Annotated in this window: 20 protein-coding genes and 1 pseudogene; 2 read left to right on the top strand and 19 right to left on the bottom strand. The window is 34.5% G+C overall.

What is annotated here, in order from left to right; translation table 11 throughout:
- Nucleotides 1-25: 25 nt before the first annotated feature.
- The 12 genes from cobM to HMPREF9333_RS02730 form a co-directional block, all read right to left on the bottom strand.
- Nucleotides 26-2071, bottom strand: a complete 2046-nt coding sequence (gene cobM / locus HMPREF9333_RS13535) for a precorrin-4 C(11)-methyltransferase (RefSeq protein WP_083816564.1) — start codon at nt 2069-2071, stop codon at nt 26-28.
- On the bottom strand, nt 2056-3078 hold the full coding sequence (gene cbiB, locus HMPREF9333_RS02775) for an adenosylcobinamide-phosphate synthase CbiB (RefSeq protein ID WP_040882187.1): 1023 nt from the start codon (nt 3076-3078) through the stop codon (nt 2056-2058). Before cbiB ends, cobM begins: the two co-directional genes overlap by 16 nt.
- 14 nt (nt 3079-3092) lie before the next feature.
- Nucleotides 3093-4160 carry a nicotinate-nucleotide--dimethylbenzimidazole phosphoribosyltransferase gene (gene cobT, locus HMPREF9333_RS02770; protein WP_005539656.1) on the bottom strand — a complete coding sequence of 356 codons (1068 nt, stop codon included), beginning with the start codon at nt 4158-4160 and terminating at the stop codon, nt 3093-3095.
- 48 nt (nt 4161-4208) lie between these two features.
- Nucleotides 4209-5711, bottom strand: coding sequence for a cobyrinate a,c-diamide synthase (locus HMPREF9333_RS02765; RefSeq protein ID WP_005539655.1), 1503 nt, complete (start codon nt 5709-5711; stop codon nt 4209-4211).
- A 22-nt stretch (nt 5712-5733) separates the two neighbouring features.
- On the bottom strand, nt 5734-8160 hold the full coding sequence (gene cbiT / locus HMPREF9333_RS12130) for a precorrin-6Y C5,15-methyltransferase (decarboxylating) subunit CbiT (protein ID WP_005539654.1): 2427 nt from the start codon (nt 8158-8160) through the stop codon (nt 5734-5736).
- Between the two features lie 76 nt (nt 8161-8236).
- A complete protein-coding gene (gene cobJ / locus HMPREF9333_RS02755; RefSeq protein ID WP_005539653.1) occupies nt 8237-8974 on the bottom strand; it encodes a precorrin-3B C(17)-methyltransferase in 738 nt (245 codons plus the stop codon).
- Nucleotides 8975-9036: 62 nt separating this feature from the next.
- Entirely contained in the window at nt 9037-9720 is a 684-nt protein-coding gene (gene cobI / locus HMPREF9333_RS02750; protein WP_005539652.1) for a precorrin-2 C(20)-methyltransferase, read from the bottom strand.
- Between the two features lie 57 nt (nt 9721-9777).
- Nucleotides 9778-10374, bottom strand: coding sequence for a cobalt-precorrin-5B (C(1))-methyltransferase (locus tag HMPREF9333_RS13465; RefSeq protein ID WP_005539651.1), 597 nt, complete (start codon nt 10372-10374; stop codon nt 9778-9780).
- On the bottom strand, nt 10371-11087 hold the full coding sequence (gene cbiD / locus HMPREF9333_RS13460) for a cobalt-precorrin-5B (C(1))-methyltransferase CbiD (protein WP_005539649.1): 717 nt from the start codon (nt 11085-11087) through the stop codon (nt 10371-10373). Before cbiD ends, HMPREF9333_RS13465 begins: the two co-directional genes overlap by 4 nt.
- A 123-nt stretch (nt 11088-11210) precedes the next feature.
- Nucleotides 11211-11735, bottom strand: coding sequence for a cob(I)yrinic acid a,c-diamide adenosyltransferase (locus tag HMPREF9333_RS02740; protein ID WP_005539648.1), 525 nt, complete (start codon nt 11733-11735; stop codon nt 11211-11213).
- A 127-nt stretch (nt 11736-11862) separates the two neighbouring features.
- Entirely contained in the window at nt 11863-12477 is a 615-nt protein-coding gene (locus HMPREF9333_RS02735) for a hypothetical protein (protein WP_005539647.1), read from the bottom strand.
- A 100-nt stretch (nt 12478-12577) separates the two neighbouring features.
- Complete coding sequence (locus HMPREF9333_RS02730) at nt 12578-12910, bottom strand: cupin domain-containing protein (RefSeq protein ID WP_005539646.1); 333 nt, start codon at nt 12908-12910, stop codon at nt 12578-12580.
- Nucleotides 12911-13061: 151 nt separating this feature from the next.
- Here HMPREF9333_RS02730 and HMPREF9333_RS02725 point away from each other — a divergent pair, with 151 nt between their 5' ends.
- Nucleotides 13062-13754: a Crp/Fnr family transcriptional regulator gene (locus HMPREF9333_RS02725; RefSeq protein WP_005539645.1), complete on the top strand. Its 693-nt coding sequence runs from the start codon at nt 13062-13064 to the stop codon at nt 13752-13754.
- Between the two features lie 24 nt (nt 13755-13778).
- Here the strand turns inward: HMPREF9333_RS02725 and HMPREF9333_RS02720 are convergent, their stop codons facing one another.
- Together HMPREF9333_RS02720 and trxA are read right to left on the bottom strand one after the other, a co-directional pair.
- The gene (locus HMPREF9333_RS02720; protein ID WP_005539643.1) at nt 13779-14219 is read right to left on the bottom strand and encodes a MarR family winged helix-turn-helix transcriptional regulator; all 441 of its coding nucleotides are present in this window, start codon (nt 14217-14219) and stop codon (nt 13779-13781) included.
- 26 nt (nt 14220-14245) lie between these two features.
- Nucleotides 14246-14554 carry a thioredoxin gene (trxA, locus tag HMPREF9333_RS02715; protein ID WP_005539641.1) on the bottom strand — a complete coding sequence of 103 codons (309 nt, stop codon included), beginning with the start codon at nt 14552-14554 and terminating at the stop codon, nt 14246-14248.
- A gap of 712 nt (nt 14555-15266) precedes the next feature.
- On the opposite strand from trxA, the gene HMPREF9333_RS02710 reads away from it, so the two are divergent.
- On the top strand, nt 15267-16697 hold the full coding sequence (locus HMPREF9333_RS02710; RefSeq protein ID WP_242822307.1) for a tryptophanase: 1431 nt from the start codon (nt 15267-15269) through the stop codon (nt 16695-16697).
- A 164-nt stretch (nt 16698-16861) separates the two neighbouring features.
- Here the strand turns inward: HMPREF9333_RS02710 and HMPREF9333_RS02705 are convergent, their stop codons facing one another.
- From HMPREF9333_RS02705 to ftsY, 5 genes and pseudogenes are all read right to left on the bottom strand, one after another.
- A complete protein-coding gene (locus HMPREF9333_RS02705) occupies nt 16862-18490 on the bottom strand; it encodes a putative polysaccharide biosynthesis protein (protein ID WP_005539637.1) in 1629 nt (542 codons plus the stop codon).
- Nucleotides 18487-18981, bottom strand: a complete 495-nt coding sequence (ybeY, locus tag HMPREF9333_RS02700; RefSeq protein WP_005539635.1) for an rRNA maturation RNase YbeY — start codon at nt 18979-18981, stop codon at nt 18487-18489. The genes HMPREF9333_RS02705 and ybeY overlap by 4 nt, the downstream gene beginning before the upstream one ends.
- A gap of 13 nt (nt 18982-18994) precedes the next feature.
- Nucleotides 18995-20076 (bottom strand): annotated as a pseudogene (locus tag HMPREF9333_RS02695) (PhoH family protein).
- Nucleotides 20054-21361, bottom strand: coding sequence for a chloride channel protein (locus HMPREF9333_RS02690; RefSeq protein ID WP_005539633.1), 1308 nt, complete (start codon nt 21359-21361; stop codon nt 20054-20056). The pseudogene HMPREF9333_RS02695 and the gene HMPREF9333_RS02690 overlap by 23 nt, the downstream one beginning before the upstream one ends.
- Nucleotides 21362-21485: 124 nt before the next feature.
- Nucleotides 21486-22412, bottom strand: a complete 927-nt coding sequence (ftsY, locus tag HMPREF9333_RS02685; RefSeq protein WP_040882183.1) for a signal recognition particle-docking protein FtsY — start codon at nt 22410-22412, stop codon at nt 21486-21488.
- Between the last annotated feature and the right edge of the window lie 114 nt (nt 22413-22526).

Genomic DNA, 22526 nt, shown 5'->3' with positions numbered 1-22526 from the left:
TTTCGTAACAATTATCAAAATTAAGCTAATTATATGAGTCCATTATTTTTTTAAGTGCAGCTATCAGATTTTTATTATCCTCATGCAATCTGACTGCAGTCCTGTAATAGCTGTCATCAAGTCCTTCAAAATCATTGCATTTCCTTATAATTATATTATATTTTAAAAGCTCTTTATATAAATCAATTTGTTTTGATATTTTAAATAAAATATAATTTGCACTTCCATCATATACTTTAAAATCAAATTTTCTAAGTTCTTTTGCAAGGTAATGTCTTTCAGCTTCTATATATTCAGCCACTCTATATTCATAACTGTTATCACCCTTTTGCAATATATCCGCTTTCAGTTTCTTTTCGCCTGCATCAGGCTTAGGTATATTTAGAGTTTCAATATTTTTCTTAAATGCGTAATTTTTTATTTTTTCTTCACTGCCGTCAACCTCAAGTGCCGCTTCACCCGCTGACATTGCAAGTGTATTTACCTGCCAGTAAGGCGCATCTTTAAGCATCGCACCTATTATATCCTTACTGCCGCAAAGTGCATATCCAAGCCTTACTCCCGGTATTGCATACATTTTTGTAAATGACCTTAATACAATAAGTTTATCATATTCTTTAATCCTTCCTGCAAATGAATATCCGTCTTTCTTTATGACAAAATCAAGAAAAGACTCATCAACTACAAGAAGAATATTTTTCTTTATAGATTTATTAAATATCTCCTCTAACAGCGATTTATCAGGAAGCAATCCGGTAGGATTGTTTGGAACTGTTATAAATGCCATATCTATATTATAATCAAGATATTCTATATAATCACTTTTTAAATTCATATCATTATCTAAATAATAATATATAATCTGATTTTTATTGTAGGCTGAAGCTGCAGCTTTATATCCTGAAAAGCATGGTGCGGTAAGGAGTATCCTTATATCTCTTTTAAATAAATTTATTATTCTGAATATAAGATCTTCAGCACCGTTTCCTATAATTATATTTTCTTTCAATACGCCATACCTTAAAGCTATTTTTTCAGCAAGTCTTTTATTTATATGTACGGGGTAATATTCTATAAGGTCAATATTTCTAATTATATTTTCTTTGATTTTTTTATTAATACCGAAGGGATTTATATTGGCAGAAAAATCAATAAAATCAGAGATTTTATCCCGTGATATTTCAATTATATTCCCCCCGTGAATATGCTGTTTTTTCTCATCTGTATCAGATTTTAAATCCATATTGTCTGCATTGTTTATATTAAATTTATTATCAGTACTGTCCGCAAAGCCCACCTCAGATTTTTTCACTTCATTTACATACGACGTTTTTCTGAACTCATGCTCAAAATTTTTATCATATAATTTTGAGTATCCAAATTTATCATTTAAAATCTCACCGACTATAATAAGTGCAGTTTTTTTAATGCCTGCTTCATTTGCCTTTTTAACTATATCCGCCAGGCTTCCTTTTAATATCTTTTCATCATCCCAGCTCGCCTTATATACCACTGCCGCCGGGGTTGTTACAGGATAATGCACACATAAGCGCTTTACAAGCTCTTTAATCATTCCGGCACTTAAAAAAATTACCATAGAGGCATTGTGTATTGAAAGCGATTCTATACTTTCCTTTTCCGGTACCGGAGTTTTTCCCTCCATCCTTGTAATTATAATTGTCTGACTTACGTCAGGAAGCGTATATTCTATATTCAGTGAAGCAGCGGCAGCGTTAAAAGAGCTTACTCCGGGTATTACCTTATAGCTGATCCCCAGTTTTTCAAGTTCTCTCATCTGTTCTCTATGTGCACCGTATATAGACGGATCGCCTGTATGAACCCTCGCAACCATTTTTCCCATACTGTCGGCATCACTTATCAAATCAATAATCTCGTTAAGATTGAGCAGCGCACTGTTATAAATTTTCGCATTTTTTTTTGCATCTTTTAATATTTCATGATTTACAAGCGAACCTGTATATATTATAAGGTCTGCACTGTCTATTATTCTTTTTCCTTTAATTGTCAAAAGCTCGGGATCACCCGGACCTGCACCTATAAAATATACCAAAATATACCTCCTGTAATAAATATTAAAATTCCGCTTAAAAATACAAGTCTGTTTATTCTCTTTATATCATCTTTATCTACATCTCTAAGTGCAGTACCTATTTTAGGTTTTTTATACAATTTACCGAAATAATAAGCATCGCCTGCAAGTTCTATGCCTAAAAGCCCCGCTGCCATAGATTCGGTCTGTGCCGAATTAGGGCTTGCGTGCTTATACCTGTACTTTAAAAATACTTTTACTGCATTTTTTATATTAAACCTTAAAATTATGCCTGATATAAGCATAAGCAGTGCTGAAATTCTTGCAGGTATAAAATTTACAACATCGTCAAGCCTTGCAGCGCACATACCTATTTCCTTATATTTTTCGTCCTTATAACCTATCATTGAATCCATAGTATTAATCATTTTATACAAATAAATCCCTGAAAGTCCACATAAAAATGAAAACAGTACAGGTGCAGTTACTCCATCCGAAAAATTTTCAGCCACCGTTTCAACGGCAGCTTTTATAACTCCTTCAGATGAGAGATTTTCAGTATCTCTGCCGACTATCCTTGATACAGCCCCTCTGGCTTCTTTAATAGAGTTTTCCGAAATGGAATTTTCAGAGATGGAACTTTCTGAAATAGAGTTTTCCGAAAATTCGGCACAGCCCGAGCCTTTCAGTGCATTATATACCTTCATACTTTCTTTTCTTAGTCCGTTTGCAGCTATCATCTGTGATACCAGAATACTTTCAAGCACAAAGCCTACATTTTTCCCGGGTAAATAAATAATTTTTTTTATTAAAAAAGCCGTCAATAATGCAGCTGCCAGATTTACTCCTGTTATTATAAAGCCGTTTATTTTAATCAATGTACGGTTTTTACCCGCAAGCCTTCTTGCAGCATCTTCAGTAATTGAAATCAGTCTGCCCATAATTGCTACCGGATGCATTATAAAGCCCGGATCGCCTATAATTAAATCTATTATATATGCTGTTAATGTAATTAAAAAATTATCCAAGCTGAAAACTGCCTTTAAAAGCATTTATATCCCTCTATCCCTATACCTTTAAAATCCGGCAGCCTGTTATAAACTTTAAGTGCGGCATCAAGCAGCATAAAGTGCATACCTGCCCCGGTCCCTTCTCCAATCCCCATGCCGGCATCTATTATGCCCCGCTTTCCTATTTTTTCAAGTATATACACTGCAGCCGGCTCTTTGCTTATATGTGAAGCTATAATATAATCTGCAATTACAGGATTCATCATACAGGCTGCATATGCGGCGGTAAGTGTTACTATACCGTCAAGCACTGCCGGAACTGAATAAAGTGCAGCACCTATAAATATACCGCACAATCCTGCAATATCAAAACCTCCCAGTTTTTTTACGACATCAAGCGGATCTGTTTTATCGGGTTTTCTAAGTTCTATTCCTTTGTTTATTATATTTATTTTATGCTGCACTCCTTCTTTTGAAAGCCCTGCCCCGGCTCCGGTAGTGTCTTTTGGAGAGAGCCCGAGAAGTACTGAACATACAGCCGAACTTGTAGTTGTATTACCTATGCCCATCTCACCTGTGCCGATTATATCATAGCCCATATCACAGCACATTCTGACCATATCAATACCTGTATAAACGGCGTTAATAAGTTCTTCCTCAGACATGGCATCCTCTTTTATAAAGTTTCGGGTTCCAAATGCGGTCTTTCTGTTTATTAAGCCATCGTTATTAATATCAGCGGCTATACCTATATCAACAGGGATAACATCGGCACCGGCTTGCCCTGCTATTATATTTATACTTGCCGCATCATTTTTTGTGAAATTACCGCTAACTATCGCAGTAACTTCACTGCCGGTCTGTGATATACCTTCCTCAACTACCCCGTTGTCTGCACACATTATAAGTACAGCTTTTTTATCAAGCTTTATTCTTGTATTTTTTTTAATAGCTGCTATATCACAAATCTGTTTTTCAAAACTTCCCAATCCGTTTAAAGGTTTTGCAAGACAGTCCCATCTTTTTTTTACAAGATTATAAATTTCCTTATCACTTTCATTAAGTGAATTTATAAGTTTAAATAATACTTCTCTATTCATAGTTTTCATGCTATTTATATATTTAAAAAAATTAAATCCGTTAAATTATTATTTAAAATTTACTGTATTATACAGATTTTTTGCCATATTAACATTACTGCCTAAATATATATGTGGAAAGCCTGCAAATATATTTTTTGAAGAATATATACATCTCCATGATTTTGAGCCGTTTGCCTTAACTGCACTGCATGAATACTCAGTATTATCACTGTCCCAGTAATGAAACTCATGTGATCTGCATTTTTCCGTCTTTTTTAAAAGCAATGTATCTTTATCTGCACATACTTCTATATATCCGAATCTTACAAGCTTTCTTTTATTTACGGCATTTCCTTTTATAATCCCTATACAGGGATAAAAGCTCCCGTTTTCATCCTCAAGTTTTTCATGAAGATACATAAAACCGCCACATTCAGCTACTATATTTATGCCGTCGGCATAAGCTTTCTTTATTGAATTAATCATTTTTTTATTCTCAGACAATTCTTTGGCATATCTTTCAGGATAGCCTCCCGGAATCCATATACAGTCAATATTTTCCGGCAGTCCGTCATCACTTAAAGGACTGAAATAAACTATATCAAAACCGTTTTCCTCAAGTATCCTTATATTTTCTTTATAAATAAATAAAAAAGCCTTATCATAGGCAAATGCAAGCCTAACCTTCAGATCCTCACGTTTTAATAAGTTTATATTTTTTGATGATTCAGCAGTCTCAGGCTCTTTTATATGATTTAAAACGGCGGTACTTAAAGGTTTTATATTGTCTAAAGCGACATTGTTTAATGATTCTATATTATTTAAATTAACATTATTTAAGGATTTATTTAAAATAGCAGCCTTTATAATATACTCCAGATTAATACTTTTTTCCATAATATCCGCAAGCCTGCATACTATTTTATATATACTTTCACTAACTTCGGTATCATCAGGCATATAAAGTCCCAGATGCCGGCTTGGAATCTCAAAATCGCTGATATAGGGGATATACCCGAGCGGCTTCAAGCCGGAAGCTTTTTTAATTTTATATTTAAATTTATTGTATTCATCATGCTGTATTTTATTTAAAATAAACCCTTTTATATATGAGCTTTCACCTCTTTTAATATATTTTTCTATGTATTCATTAATTATACCTGCACCCTTTTCATACAGTTCATTTTTATCAATTACAATTATAACATAAGGTTTTATAATACATGCCACACTATATGCACTTGCTCTTGGTTCCTGAAGATATATGCCTGAAAAATATCCCATAGCACCTTCAGTAACTGCACAGTCGAAATTTTGCGTATATCTTTTAAATATTTCTTTTATTGTGCATGAATTCTCATCTATATATTCGCCAACAAAAAAAGGATCAAGATTTATACATTCTACTTTGCTTATTTTCTCATGATAAAGAGGATCTATATAGTCAGGTCCCGTCTTAAAGCTTCTTATCTTAAATCCCTTTCTTTTCATCGCCGCTATAAGTCCAAAAGTTATAATAGTCTTGCCATGATTTGAACCTGTTGCGGTAATCATAACACCTCCCGACATACATTCTCCTCAATTTAAAAATTTAATTATGCAGTAGTCCAATAAACACAGGATTAAGAGCCGATGCCATAGTATATCCTGCCACCTTTTTTGTTTTTGTTACAGCTACCTGAACTATTTGTGTACTATAACCCGCCTTTTCATATTTTTTAAAAATAGTTATTATTTCAGAAGCAGTTTCCAGAGATATTGCATTTATAACTATTCTCATATTTTTATTTATCTCAAGCAGTTTATCAACTATTAAACTCAATTTCCCTGAAGAACCGCCTATAAAAGCATGTGTTAAAGTGCTAAATCTTTCTTTAAAGTTTTTAAGCATAAAATATCCTTCTGAGTTTATAATTTCAATAGCCGGATTATTACAGGAATTACTATATTCATCACCTGTACTGTCCTCAAGATCAAATTTTTTTATATTTTCTTTTATAAGTCTGCATGCTTCTTTATTTTTCTCTATGGCATATACTTTTCCTTTATATGCGGCAAGTGCCATCTCTATACTTACAGAGCCTGTTCCTGCACCTATATCTATACATATTGAATCAGGTTTTATACAAAGCTTTGAAAGTGATACAGCTCTGATCTCCGCCTTTGTCATAGGAACCTTATCTCTGATAAATCTATCATCATCTATACCGAAAAGCGATATTACACTTTTAGATTCAATATTTTCATTTTCCCTGTTATTAAATCCCTGATTTAATATAATAAGGCTTGTAAGCTTTGCAAAATTATACTCTGTAAGCTCACAGGCATATTTACAGGTTATTTTTTCATCATCATATGAAAGTCTTTCACCTACATATACAAGAACTTTGCCAAGCCCGTGGTCGGTCAATGTTCTCATAAGCCGGGAAACTGTTTTATCTCCTGATGTCAGTGCAAAAATCTTATAATTATTTTTTACCTCATATACTATATCTTCATCTTTTCCGTGGAAGCTTATAATTTTCATATCATGCCATGAAAGCATACATTTTGCAGACATATATGATATGCTTGATATACCCGGCAGTATATTAAATTCTGTTTTTAAATCAATCTCTCCGGCTTTATATTCAAATACCATCTCATCAAACATACGGTACACATATTCTGATAAATTCTGTGCAAGACTGTAAAAACCGCTGTCTCCGCTTACTAAAATAACTATATTATATCTATGTATATTTATATCGTTATATGATACATCCTTTTCTATATTATAATTTTGTATGTTCTGTGTTCTTTCTTCTGCCGATTTACATTCTTTATTTTTTATTTTTTCTTTTATTTTATATTTTATCTTTTCTTTTATAAATGTTACTATCTCATCTGTTTTATAAGAAACAAATTTATCAAAATCCCTGCCTGTATTATATTTCCCCCTGATTTTACAGGCATTATCGACCATTCGCACTGCACCGCATATAACATCAGCCTCAAGTATACACCTTATAGTTTCAATGCTCATATTTTCATAAGCACCCATGCCCATACCTGCCGCTTTAACTGATATATATATACTATCCGTTAAATCTCTTTTATTATCGGAATTTTTTTCTTTTTTACAAATATTTTTTTTATAGGCTTTATTCATCATTTCTATATCTTTCAAAGCCTCTTCTATACTTACACCCCCTTTTTCAGAAGGAGCTTTTATTATTATAAGCTTTGTACCTGTGCTTTTACAGGCATAGACCTTATCTTTAAATCCCCCTCTATTTCCTGACTGTTTGCTGACCATATAACTGCATTTATAAAAATTAAGCATAGCTATATTAAGTTCAGTATTAAAAGGTCCCTGCATTGCAATTATATGTGAATTTTCAATACCTGCCTTAGTACACGCTTCTATACTTTCATAACTTGGAAGCACACGGGGATAGAGACGCTTAGGATCAAGCAACGTATATTTTGATATTTCCTTACTGCCGGTTGAAATGAGTATGCTGCCCTGTGTATCCTTTAAATATTCAACGGCACTTTCAATATCAGGCACTTCTATAACATCAGCAAAATCAAATATATTATTATATATTTTTTTAGATTTTCTATTTAAATATATGCTGCTAAAATCACTGACAGATACACTGCCTGAAATATCGTCTGATGTGTTATTTATAGAATTACCATCTATACAGTCATTAAAGTCATCAGTTTTTCTTCTGACTCTTAAATATTTAATTTTTGACTTTTTACAAGCGGATTTTATATTTTTTGATACTACCGCTGCATATGGATGAGTCGCATCATAAACAACGGATATGCCAAGTTCCTTAATAAGACTTAACATATCGGCACTGTCTTTTTTTCCCTCTATTATTTTTACATGTTTTAAATTACCTAAAACACCGCTTCCATAATTTCCTGCAACACAGATATAAGCAGGTAGTTCACTGTTTTCACACATCAGAGCAAGCTCTCTGCCTTCTGATGTGCCTCCAAATATAAGTATTTTCTCCATAATTGTACCCGCAAAACCGTCCCGCAATTTTTAGAATATACCGAAAGTTTATATAATATATATTTCCGGTATTTAATCAAAACTTTTCAATATTATAACCACGTGGCGTTACAAGCCTTTCTCCAATCCTTTTTGTCATTGAACTGCCTATAAATACAGTGCAGAACATATCCGCCCTATATTCTCTTAAGCACTTTAATGTCATACATACACTTTCTTCACCCTGCCTTCCTATGTTTCTTACCACTGCACATTCAGTAGTTTCAGATCTTTTATTTAAAATAATATCACATGCTTTTTGCAGATAATCAGCTCTTTTTTTACTTGAAGGATTATATATACATATTACAAAATCCGCCTCTGCAGCATATAATAATCTCTTTTCTATTTTTTCCCAAGGTGTAAGCAAATCGCTTAAACTTATAACTGCAAAATCATGTATAAGCGGTGCACCCAGCACGGCAGCACCTGAAAGCATTGAACTTACACCTGCCACCACTTCCGTGCGACATCCCGGATATTCTTTTTCAAGCAAAATCATAAGTCCTGCAAGACCGTATACACCTGCATCTCCTGAACAAACAAGTGCCACATCATGTCCTTTTTGTGCAGTTTGAAATGCCAGTCTGCATCTTTCTTCCTCTTTTTTCATAGGTGTATCAATATATGTCTTTTGTGGAAAATAGGGCATAAGCAACTGTATATATACAGTATATCCTACTATAATATCACATTTTTTTAATATATCAACCGCTTCAATTGTCATCTTTTTATATTCTCCGGGACCTATCCCGACAATATAAACCGTATTCATAATATAAATTTTCCTTAAAATAAGATTTTTAAAATCAATTTAATACAGAACGGTTACAGGTTTTAATCTTTCTCATCCTTTACTATGACCAGACTGAAATATCCTATATCTCCATCCGTCTTTATTATATCTGCAATATCTGTATACAACCTTTCATTATCCATAGTGCAGTTTACTGCCACATATGCTTTGGACTTAGCTTTAAGTATTCTGTCATTTATATTTTTAAGCGATTTTCCTGCCTTCATAAATATACGACAGCCATTATAATTTAATACTTCGTCTATATCATCATCTCCTGCCGATATATGAATCTGTTTTTTTCCATCAGCAAGTGATATTTTAAAAGCTGCAGAAGCAGCACAAAAAGACGGTACCCCTGATATTATCCGTGTCTCATATCCATGCATGGATACTATCCTTTCAATATACATAAATGTTGAATATATACATGGATCGCCCAATGTTAAAAAAGCCGTATCTTCATTGTTTTTAATATATTCTTCTAAAATAAAAGCCGCCTTTTTATGTGCCGCATATATTTCCTCTTTACTTTTTGTCATAGGCAGTTCAAGGCTTACAAGCTTTTTATGTTTTATCTCAGGGCAGGCTGCAAGTGCTATCTCATATGCGGTTTTCCTATGTGGAAAAGCTATTACACTGCATTTTTTTATTGTATTTACAGCCTTAAGTGTCATAAGTTCAGGGTCTCCGGGACCTACACCGACACCATATAATTTTGCCATACTTATCTCCAAATTTGATATTTTATACTATTTTGCATATATTTATTAAATAGGCTCTTATTTCATTTCTTCACTTTTATATGCATTCTTTATCTGTTTCAGTAATTCCGAAGCTTTTCCTGCTCTTGCAAGCTCTCCGTCCTCATTTGTAAATGTAATTATACCTATACTCATTTTCATATCAGACTGTGTATTTATTGTATTTACGGCACCTTCTTCTTTATATGTATATTGTATTTTTTTATTTTTCCTAAGCATATAAAACGCCTTTTGTGCTCTTGACATAATTGAACTGTACATTGAATCTGCAAGTGAATTCATCACAGACTCCAGCATATTCTCATCCTTTAATAGGCGTACCGCTTCAACGGTAGTATTTGAATTAAGAATCTTAAGTGCAAGTAAATACCTTTTTTTTATAAATGCATCATCAAATATATATTCAGAAAATTGTTTTTCAGAAATACCTGCTTTTAATACATGTGCCGCAATCACTTCAGCCCTCGCATCGGCTTCATTTGAATGTGTATTCATAATACCTGCCGCAGCTTTTACAAATTTTCCTATATGACCTATCAAAAGAAGCCCTGAAGCATCAAGTGCAACGGCACAGTCAATCGCCTCACCTATATAATTGCTGAATTCAACAGTCATATCATCGGATATGCCATAATTTTTTTTGTAAATTCAAGCCCGTAATTTCCCGGAACTCCTATTACAATATTTGAATTCAGCAGTCTCATCTTCATTTCAACTTTAATAGTATCTATAAGTGCCGCTTTGCTCATTGGAGTTACCATACCGGTAGTTCCAAGTATTGATATCCCTCCTTCGATTCCAAGCTTCGGATTAAAAGTTTTTTTTGCAATCTGCTTACCACATGGTGCATATATAAGAACCTCTATATCTGCAAAAACTTTCATATTTTCGGCACATTCAGTTATATGCCTTTTAATCATCTCTCTCGGAATCGAATTTATAGCAGCCTCGCCTACTTTCTGCTCAAGCCCCGGTCTTGTAATTCTTCCTATTCCCCGACCACCCTCTATAAATACTCTTACAGTTTTATCCCTATTTATATTCTTAATACTTACATGTGCATATATAAGCATACCGTCAGTTATATCGGGATCATCACCTGAATACTTCCGAATCGCACATGAAGCACTTTTTTCATACACTTTAATATCAAGCACCGGTATATTAAGATCTATTCCTGCCGGAGTTGATACTCTAACTTCTAAAACATCCTTTCCTTCCAGTATCATAAACGCCGCCTTTGCTGCGGCTGCTGCACAGGTTCCGGTTGTATATCCGGCTTTTAAGGAGTTCTTAGAGTATTTTTCATTATATTCATCTATATTCATTTATCTTGATTTATATCATTTTATAATATTTTATAAGCATAATAGATTATTATTTATTTTATTATACAGTTGCTTTATATTACATATTTCAAAAATACATGTCTAATCAAAAGCTTACAGCATTCAATATTCTATTCCTTTTCTGGCATATACCCCTATATCAAACGGATGCTTTATCTTCTTTATTTCACTTATATAGTCAGCAATATTACATATCTTTGCCGGAGCATTTCTTCCTGTAAGAACGACTTCAAGCCATGAAGGTTTTGTTTCCAAAAACTCCATGGCTTTTGCCTTGTCAATCAGTCCGAAATTATAAGCCTCTATAAATTCATCCATTATAAACAGAGAGTAATTATTCTTTACAGCCTCTTCTCTAATCTTATCAAAATAACAGGCATTGTGCTTTAATGCAGAATCGAACTCTTCACTGCTCATATCTTTTATGAATTTAATTTTATGCTTATACGATATACAATTTATGTTATCTATTTTATTTAAAAGCTTTATCTCACTTGAAGAACCATCTTTTAAAAACTGTGAAAATAAGACCTTCCCTCCCGAACCTGCTGTCCTTACAGCAAGTCCGATTGCTGCCGTTGTCTTTCCTTTACCGTCTCCCGTATATATATGAATAAGTCCCGGCATGGATTATCTCCTTAAAATATTTAATTTAAAATTAAATCTAATTGCAAATTCTGCCGGCACGGGCAGACTGCGAAAACATCATTATATAATAGCTTATGTAATGTAAATATATTAAAAATATACAGTATTAAATATTTTTATATTCCAGTCTGTAATTTTGATTTTTAAGCACATTAAACTTAATATCCGTATCCTCAAAAATCCCACCTATAACAGCCTGCCTTATACGGTAATAATTATCTACATCTACAGAAAGCATCTCCCAATATGGTCTGTGTATATCCTCATATTGTTCCCAGCTAATACTTGTATCATCTTGTGAAGTAATTATATTTACTCTATCACACGGCATTCCATTTAAAAGTACATTGTCAAGGTACTCATAGCCTCCAGCCGGAGTGATGTTTTTATCAGCCGCAGACTTCCTGCCGTATTCAAAAGCGGTCTTACATAACTCTTCAATCCTGCTGGCACCTCCCTTTAATATCTCACCAACCGTATAAGCGAGTCTTGTCTCAACAAGCGAAAGCCTTTCCTGAAGCCAACCATGTATGTTGGTGCCATCTATAAGATCTACAAGCTCTCCTTCCTGTAAGCTTCCGCATAATTTATCTATCTCCTTTAATGATTCCACACTATAACTTTTTTCATCAGCAAGTGATATAAAAAGTTTTGTAAGACCATCCTGAAATTTTATCTTATTATACAACCAGATATGTATTGGTCCTAAAAAACCGCTCATAAAAATCTCCTCTTAAAATAAATAATTTATAAAATCAACAGGTCAGTAAATTCTGAATTTATCTTTGAAATAAAAATACCACCTTATTTACAGACCTATGTTAAAAAATTACAGTAAGTATAAATTTAAAATTCTCCTCACCATATACTGCATGTGGCTTTCTGGCAGGCATAACTATACTTTCTCCGGCATTAAGTATATACTCCTTGCCGTCAATGGTAAATTTGCCCCTGCCCTCAATCACATTTACAAGTGCATCTCCGTCAGACTCATGAGTGCTTATCTCCTCTCCCTTTGAAAAAGCAAATACAGTAACACTTACAGCCTTATTCTGTGCAAGGGTTTTACTTACTATCTGACCATCCTTTTGCTCAACCAAATCTACAAATTTAAATATTTCTTCATGTTCTACATTTTTTAGTTTATTGTTCATAACTGACTCCTTTCAGCGGATTTATTTACTTTTTGTTGTTATTATTGTTATTGTGCTTGTTTTTACGGGTTTATTATACTATAATACAGTAATAAAGTCTGTTGTTATTACAACACATGTATAATATTTAATTTTAAATAAGGAGCATTTTATGGAAGAAAGCACCATTTTGGAACAATACTCTGACAGGATCCTCTCATCAGTACTTTTTTCAGGCATACATAAAGATGAGCTTGAAGTCCTGATACACTGCCTTGCCCCTAGGGTTGCAAACTATAAAAAGCATGAATATATACTCAGAAACGGCGAATCTATATCTTCAATAGGGCTTTTGATGTCAGGCATGATAATGGTAGAGCGTGATGATATATGGGGAAATCTGAGTATAATATCAGAGATAACACCTTCAATGAGTTTCGCTGAAAGTTATGCATGTTTTTCGCACAGACCGGTTGATATAAATATAATAGCAAAAGAACAGTCTACTGTTATGTTTTTTAATATAGAAAGATTTATACATATATGTTCAGTGGCATGTGATTTTCACAACAGGATAGTACAGAATCTTCTAACCGTTGTCGCAGAAAAAAACCTTATTTTAAACCAGAAAATTAATTATATATCAAAGAAAAAGATAAGGGACAGGCTGCTTGCCTATCTTAGTGCAGAATCCATAAAAAACAAAGCTGACAGCTTTGAAATACCCTTCAACCGACAGGAGCTTGCCGACTTTCTGTTTGTTGACCGCAGTGCACTTTCAAATGAGATCAGCAAACTTCAGCATGAAGGCATCATAAGCTGCCGTAAAAATAAATTTAAAATAATAAAACCAATCAATACATAAATATATAATAAACCCTACACAATGCTATTCAGGTACAACTCCCTCAAGCACCTTTGCAAGTAGCCTGCATAGAACCTCTTTTTCTTCATTATCTATCCTTAAACATTCTCTCATCTTAGGCGGTATATTTGCCGCCTCTTCTTTAAGCCGCTCACCTTCAGCAGTAAGTGTAACACATAAATTTCTCTCATCCGACTTACACCTGTCCCTCTTTACAAGACCTTTATGTTCAAGTTTCTTTAATACCGGTGTAAGCGTACCTGAATCAAGGTACAATTTTTTTCCGAGATCCTTTACATATACCTGCTTTTCTTCCCATAAAACAAGCATAGTAATATACTGGGTATATGTGATATCAAGCTTTTTTAAAAACGGGGTGTATGCTCTCACTATCTCCTTTGAGCAGGCATAAAGAGGAAAACATACCTGATTATCGAGCTTCAGCGCCTCATATTTGTCAATCATCTTAATCTCTTTATCTCCAAACCTTATTATTTAACCAAATCATAAATTTCTTCTTTTGATATAAAACCTACAGATGTTTTTACAAGCATTCCAAGTTTAAAAACAAGAATACTTGGAACAGTCCTTACCTTATATCTCTTTGCAAGTTCTTTTTCCACATCTACATTGACCTTTCCTACTATGAATTCGTCGGTTTCTCTTGCAACTTCATCAAGTATAGGTAAAAGTGCCCTGCATGGATTGCACCACGGAGCCCAGAAGTCAATAATTACAGTTTTATTTGATTTTAAGGCTATTTCATCAAAATTATCTTCTGTAATACACAGAGCTGCCATATTAATTCCTCCAAAAATAATTGTTTTTTATAGCTCTAATAATATTAAAATTATATAAACCATAATTTTATTTTATACAATTAAATTGAAAATGTCAAGTATTTGTTTTATCACCGTAATACTAATATTATATTACTTTCAGTTATAAAACATAATATACTATTTTTATAATATTTATAGCCTAAAATGTTTCTTGTTTTTAAAAACATTTATACAATTGTAAAATTCTTCTTGACTTTAAAACTTCAAAGTGGTATCATAACGCAATATATCTACTTGCTTTAATCTTCTGTTTTTTGTATAAAGCAAAAATCAGTTTATAAAAAGCATATAATCATAAAGAGGTTAAGCTATGTTAAATACTATATTTACAGATACACAAACCACAATTAACTATTATTACTATTACACAGTATGCCATGTCTCATAAAAGCTTCAGGCTCTATGGGCGGGCATTATTCGGCGTCCGCCCGTAAGTGTAGTAGTTTATACAAACCACTGTCGGGTTTTCGGCAGTGGTTTTTTTTATTGTTTTAAGTATTTATAATTTATATTTTTTAATTTCAGCAATTTTTATAAATGCTTAAATCTCTATATTGACATAGTTATATATAAATCAAATAAAAATTATACGCTTATACAGCGTAAATAATATAAAAAGGAGGGTACATGAACATACATGTACATATAAAAAATGAAAGAAATCAGATGGATGTCAGATGAAAAATTCCCACTTGAAATGCACAAGGCAAGAGTTGTGCAAAAACTAAATCTTCTTGAACCTGAAAAAAGGCTTGAAGCAATCGAAGAAGCCGGATTTAATACATTTTTACTGAAAAACAGAGATGTATTTTTAGATATGCTTACAGACAGCGGGGTAAATGCCATGTCTGATAAACAGCAGGCAGCCATGCTTCAGGCAGATGACAGCTATGCCGGATCTGAAACTTTTTTCCGGCTTGAAGCAGCTGTCAGAATGATGTTCGGAACAAAATTTTTCCTTCCAGCACACCAGGGGCGTGCCTGTGAGCATATCATTTCAAAAAGCCTTGTAAACTCCGGTCAAAGTGTACTTATGAATTACCATTTCACAACATCAAAAGCACATGTTATACTAAATGGCGGAAAAGTTGAAGAGCTTATATCAGACAGGGGTAAAGAGCTTAATTCAACTGAGAAATTTAAAGGAAATATAGATATATCAATATTAAAGAAAAGAATTAAAGAGCTCGGTAGTGAAAATATAGCCTTCGTAAGGATGGAGGCAGGTACAAATCTTATAGGAGGACAGCCTTTCTCATTAAAAAATCTTGAGGAAGTAAGTGAAATATGCCGCAGCAGCAATGTTACACTTGTAACTGATGCAAGCCTGCTGGCAGACAATCTCCATTTTATAAAAACAAGAGAAGAAGAGTTCATGCATATGTCAATAAACGAAATATCTTTAAAAATAGGCAGCCTTTCAGACATAATTTACTTTTCAGCAAGAAAATTAGGCTGTGCAAGAGGTGGCGGCATATGTACAAGCAATGAAAATTTATTTAAAAAAATGCAGGCATTAATCCCTCTGTACGAAGGTTTTTTAACTTATGGAGGTATCTCGGTGCGTGAGATGGAGGCAATAGCGGTCGGACTTGAAGAAACTATGGATGAAGACATGATATCACAGGGACCTATATTTATAGAATTTATGGTAAATGAGCTTGTTAAAAGAGGAATTCCTGCAGTAACCCCGGCAGGCGGTCTTGGCTGTCATGTAAATGCTATGAGCTTTCTTGAACATATCCCGCAAAATGAATATCCTGCAGGAGCATTGGCAGCTGCCCTGTTTATAGTCAGCGGAGCACGTGGTATGGAAAGAGGTACTCTTTCAGAGCAAAGAGATGAAAACGGTAAAGAACCTCTTGCAGATATGGAGCTTTTAAGACTTGCCATGCCAAGAAGAGTTTTCAGTGTTTCACACGCTATGTTTGTAGTTGACCGCCTCCACTGGCTATACAAAAACAGGCATCTGGTAGGAGGACTTGAATGGGTGGAAGAACCCGATATACTCAGATTTTTCTTTGGGAAACTTAAAGCAAAGGGAAATTGGCCTCAAGAACTGCTTAATAAATTTAAGCAGGATTTTAAAAACAGCCTGTAAAATCTTAAATTTCATTAAATACCTTATACAGTATTCAATCCATAATTCACTGATTAATATACTTTATGTAAAAACATCTTAAGTGTAAACATAATAAAAGTGTAAACATAGTAAAAAAAATATATGCAGCTGCTTTCAATGTTTTGAATCAGCTGCATATATAATTACATTATCTTTAAGCGTTCAAGCATTGCAACAAGCCTTCCTCCTCCGGGCATATGTACAATATCATCCGCCTTTAAGGTTTTTGAAAATATAAGTGCAGGAAAATATGTTAAAAATGCGATCGGTATACATACGACACATATAACTATAAGCCTCTGTGTAAACCTCATTAAAAGCATATAAACCAAAAAAGTAACAATGCCCATAAAAAGTGCGGAAAATGCCGGTTTTATAAAAGTCTGTTCTATTTCCTGCACATATTCTAAAAGACTTTTGATTGATAGTGCATTAAATATACACATTGATAATGCAAATATCATATTTGCATACACAAGCCCGTAAATCCCCATTTTAAATACAAGAAGCATTATAATAAGTGCTATTATATGTATAATTAAAGATTTCACCGCATTTTTCACCGGTATTCCCATATAACTGCTTCCCTGAAGTATGGCATTACTTAAAGTAGAAAGTGAATACAGAACTACTGCCGAAGCACCCACCTGCATAAGTTCTACGCTTACATCAGCACCTTTAAATAAAATTCCCAAAACAGGTTTCGCAAGAACTGTCAATCCTACTGCACAAGGCATAGCTACAATCATTGAAAATCTTATAGCACTCCCTATTGTATTTTGTACTCCATTTTTGTCATTTTCTGAATTAAATTTTGAAAGTACCGGTATTATAGAAGATGAAAGTGCATTTGATATGGCGACAGGCACATTTATAAGTATCATATATTCACTTGTATAAACACCGTAATTTTCTGCAGTTTCAGATCCTTTTCCCAGAAAATGCATAGCATTTCCGAAAATAGCACCATCTATTATACCGTTTATATTATAAATGGCAGTAGAAGCAATTACAGGAATTACAGTCATTATCAAAATCTTTGTAATTTCTTTATAAGTTTCAAATTTAGAATCTAAAGAAGGCTTATACTTATAAACCATGTTATAAAGTATATATAAAAGCACTAAAAACAAAAGAGCCGATAAAGCACCTGTACCTGTACCTATAGTTCCTCCTGCCGCACCATATGAAGATACTTCAGAAGCTTCTTTTTGGTGTTCAAGTGCATATTGGGAAAGCCTGTGTGCTGCCACTATACTTACAACTGCATTTATCACCTGCTCTATAATCTGTGATACCGCAGTCGGAATCATAGTAGCATGTCCTTGATAATACCCACGGAACACTCCTAAATATGCCATAATCCATATAGTAGGAGCCAGCGTTTTAAGAGCAAACTCCGTATATGGTGTTTTAAAAAAAAGATTTGCAAATAAGCCTGCTGAAAAATATGTTATAAAGCAGCCTGCAAAACCTACAACCGTAGCATATATCATCGCAGCCTTAAATATTCTGCTGACATTTACATATGACTGTCTTGACATCCTTGCCGAAATCATCTTGCTTACCGCAAGCGGAAGGCTGTATGATGAAAGAAGCAGCATTATAGCATATACACTATAAGCAAATGAATAATACCCCATTCCTTCCTTGCCTATGGTATTTACAAGCGGTATTCTGTATGCAAGCCCTATTATCCTGACTATAATGCCTGCCGCTGCAAGTACTGAGCCCTGCATTAAAAAATTATTTTTTTTTGCAGTTTTTTTCATCTTATATATCCCTCCCCGTTTAGTATAGACCTTTGCTTTTCTTCCATAATCAGCCTTTCATTATCATTTTCATGATCATATCCCAAAAGATGCAGCATACTGTGTGCTACTAAAAAAGCAAGTTCTCTTTTTTTTGAATGTCCATATTCACATGCCTGAGATTCTATATGCTCTGCCGATATTATTATATCCCCAAGCATAAGTGCGTTATTTTCAGGATTAAACATAAGAGGATTTTTATCAAAGTCTTTAAAATCCGCAGGAATTTTATACTCTATAAACGGAAACGACAGTACATCTGTAGACTTATCTATACCTCGATATCTGTTATTATAATCTCTTATGCCCTCATCATCAGTTATAATAACTGAAACCTCACATTCAAAGGGGCAGTTTTCATACTTAAGCACTGCATTTACAACATCCTTTATTATCTTTTTGTAATGTATGGCAAGCACAATTTTTTTTTCTTTTTCTATATAAACATACATATATTTAATAAAATTAACGCCTTTTTTTTCTGTTCTTCTTCACTTTTAAATTCCGGTCATGACCTTCTTTTAATGAATTTTCTCTTTTTATCCGCTTATTCTCATATTCTTCATAAGCGGATACTATCTTTTGCACAAGAGGATGTCTTACAACATCAGTACTATTAAGTATACATACACCTATCTCATCAACCTTTGAAAGTATTTTAAGTGAAGTATCAAGTCCTGAGGGCATATCTCCCGGCAGGTCTTTTTGAGTTCTGTCGCCGGTTATTATAACTTTTGAACCGAAACCTATCCTTGTGAGAAACATCTTCATCTGAGCCGGTGTTGTATTTTGTGCCTCATCAAGTATTATAAAGGCATTGTCAAGAGTCCTTCCCCTCATATATGCCAGAGGCGCAACCTCTATAAGTCCCTTTTCAGCATTATGCATAAAGCTGTCTGCACCCATAATCTGGTGAAGGGCATCATATAGAGGTCTTAAATACGGATCTATCTTGCTTTGCAAATCTCCCGGCAAAAATCCAAGTTTTTCGCCTGCCTCTATTGCAGGTCTTGTAAGTATTATACGATTTACAGTTCCCTCTTTAAAAGCCTGTATAGCCATAGCCATGGCGAGGTAGGTTTTTCCGGTTCCGGCAGGTCCCACACCGAATACTATCATTTTTTGCCTTATAAGGTCTACATATTGCTTCTGTCCTATAGTTTTAGGTTTTATAGGTCTGCCGTTTATAGTGCGTGCTATAATATCCTTATCTATCTCAACTATCTTATCCTGTGCCTCTGAAAATGAAAGGGATATTGCATAATCAACATTTTGTTCACTGATCTGTGTTCCCCTTTTTGAAAGCTCAAGAAGTGCACCGAAAACAGCCTTTGCTTTTGCCGCCTGTGCCTGTGCACCTATTATTTTTATTGAACCGTCTCTTGCTATCATTGTTACATTGAGGGTTCTTTCTATTTTTTTAAAAATTTATCAAATTCCCCACAAACATTCTTTTCATGTTCTATAGGGATATCAATTATATTTTCAACAATACTCAAGCTAAATCTCCCTGATATATGTAAATTATTTTTTTTCAAACTCTTCATAGTTTGAATTTATATAAATCGCCTTTGTCTTTGAATAAGGAAAACGCTGTGCGCTGTAAAGACCGTAATACCCTGATAAAGTAAAACATACCGCTATGGCAACGGCATAATACGCAAGCCCCTCAGTACCAAAAAGTTCTATCGACATAAATATAGATGAGATAGGGCAATTTGTAACACCTGCAAAGCATGCCGCCATGCCGCATGCAGTACCCAGATTCGGTGAAATCCCCAAAAACATGCTGCATATGCATCCAAATGCAGCACCGACAGTAAATGTAGGCACAATCTCTCCACCTTTAAACCCGCCGCCTAAAAGCAGTGCGGTAAATATCATCTTAAACAAAAACGCTTCAACTCCTACACCGCCCTCCATACATTTTTCAACAAGCAAAAAGCCTCCGCCTCGATAGTCATCCGTTTTTACAATAAGAGTCAATATTATAAAAATGAATGCAGCTACAAGAACCCGTACATAGGCGTTTTTAAAATATTTTTTATACATTTCCTCGCTTTTATGAAGCATAGTACAAAAAACTACCGATACAACTGCACACAGCATACCCATAACCACTGCTGTAAAAGCATTTCTTATATCAAACGGTGCAACAGTATTTACAGGAAACACCTCATGTATCACACCTGCATGATGTGATATCGCCGCAGCTGTATATGCAGCAAATATACATGGAATAAGAGCCGCATGATACATAATCCCTATACTTATAAATTCCATACAAAATATGGCTGCGGTAAGCGGTGTCCCGAATACTGCTGCAAAGCACGCACTCATACCGCACATCACTGCAACATTTCTGTCTTTAGAATCAAGTTTTACAAGTTTTGAGATAAAATTCCCCAGACTTCCTCCAAGCTGCAGGGCAGCACCCTCACGACCGGCAGATCCGCCTCCTATATGTGTAAGCACTGTTGATATAAATATAAGAGGCGCCATCTTAATATCAATCTCTTCACCCGAAGAAATAGATGAAATAACAAGATTTGTACCTCTAGGATTGTATGCACCTGCAAGCCTATAAATTAAAACTATAATAAGCCCTGTTACAGGAAGTAAAAAAAGTGCCCATTTACAAGTATGCCAGAAAACTCCGGCAGCACTTACAGATAGTGCAAATGCACTGCCCACAGCTCCGACGCCTATACCTGTAAATAATGCAATTAAAGTCCATTTAATAAAATATTTTATATTTGATATATATGATTTAGCAAATGATGATGCAAAAGACTCTCTGTCATTTGCCGAAACTTCCGGTAAAGTTTTCATAAAATCCCTGCAAAATCCTCTCTGTATATTTTTAAATATTTCAACTTAAAAGATAAGGCTGCCGCACGGCTAAAACACCTTACTGAAAGTGTTTAGCTGAAAACATTTGAATTTAATCCGGATATTAAAGTCCGAAAAGGGCGTTTACGAACTCGTCGGAATCAAATCTGTTCAGGTCGTCAAGCTTCTCTCCTACTCCTATGTATTTTACCGGAATACCCAGTTCCGACTGCACGGCAATCACTATACCTCCTCTTGCAGTACCATCAAGCTTGGTAAGTACAATACCGCTTATATCCGCAACCTCTTTAAACTGTCGTGCCTGTTCAAGAGCATTCTGTCCTGTAGTACCATCAAGCACAAGAAGAGTTTCCCTTATAACCCCGGGATACTCCTTATCAATTATACGGTTAATCTTTTTAAGCTCCTCCATAAGGTTTTTCTTATTATGAAGTCTGCCTGCCGTATCACATATAAGGGCATCAACATTTCTAGCCTGTGCAGCCTTACATGCATCATATACTACGGCAGCAGGATCGGAGCCTTCATGCTGCGAGATAAGATCAACACCTGCCCTGTCGGTCCATTCCTTAAGCTGTTCTATGGCACCTGCCCTAAATGTATCGGCGGCGGCAACTAATACCTTCATCTTATTTTCCTTAAAGCGTGAGGCAAGCTTTGCAACAGTAGTAGTTTTACCTACACCGTTTACACCTATCACAAGCACCACTGATTTTTTATCCTCAAAGTCATAGTCATTATCTGCCGTTTTCATACGCTCCTTAATGCCGTCAATAAGAAGTGTTCTGCATTCTGCCGGAGTTTTTATATGTTCTTTTTTAATCTTTTCTTTTAATTCTTCAATTATATCGGTTGATGCATGTATACCGACATCAAGCATTATAAGAGTTTCTTCAAGCTCCTCATAAAAATCATCATCTATTGCATCATAACCCGAAAAAACATTTTCAATCCCTTTTACAAGTGCATCTCTTGTCTTTGAAAGCCCATCAACGAGTTTTGCAAAAAAACCCTTTTTTTTCCCCTCAATACTCACTTACATAACCTCCTATAAGTATATAACTGTATATTTCATAATAATACTGATTAAGCGTTGCCTGTACTAAAATCGCAGATGCTTTGTTCTGTTCTTATGCGATTTCAG

The organism is Johnsonella ignava ATCC 51276, from assembly GCF_000235445.1.
GTDB classification, from domain to species: Bacteria; Bacillota; Clostridia; order Lachnospirales; family Lachnospiraceae; genus Johnsonella; species Johnsonella ignava.
This window is presented reverse-complemented; position numbering and strand designations above follow the sequence as displayed.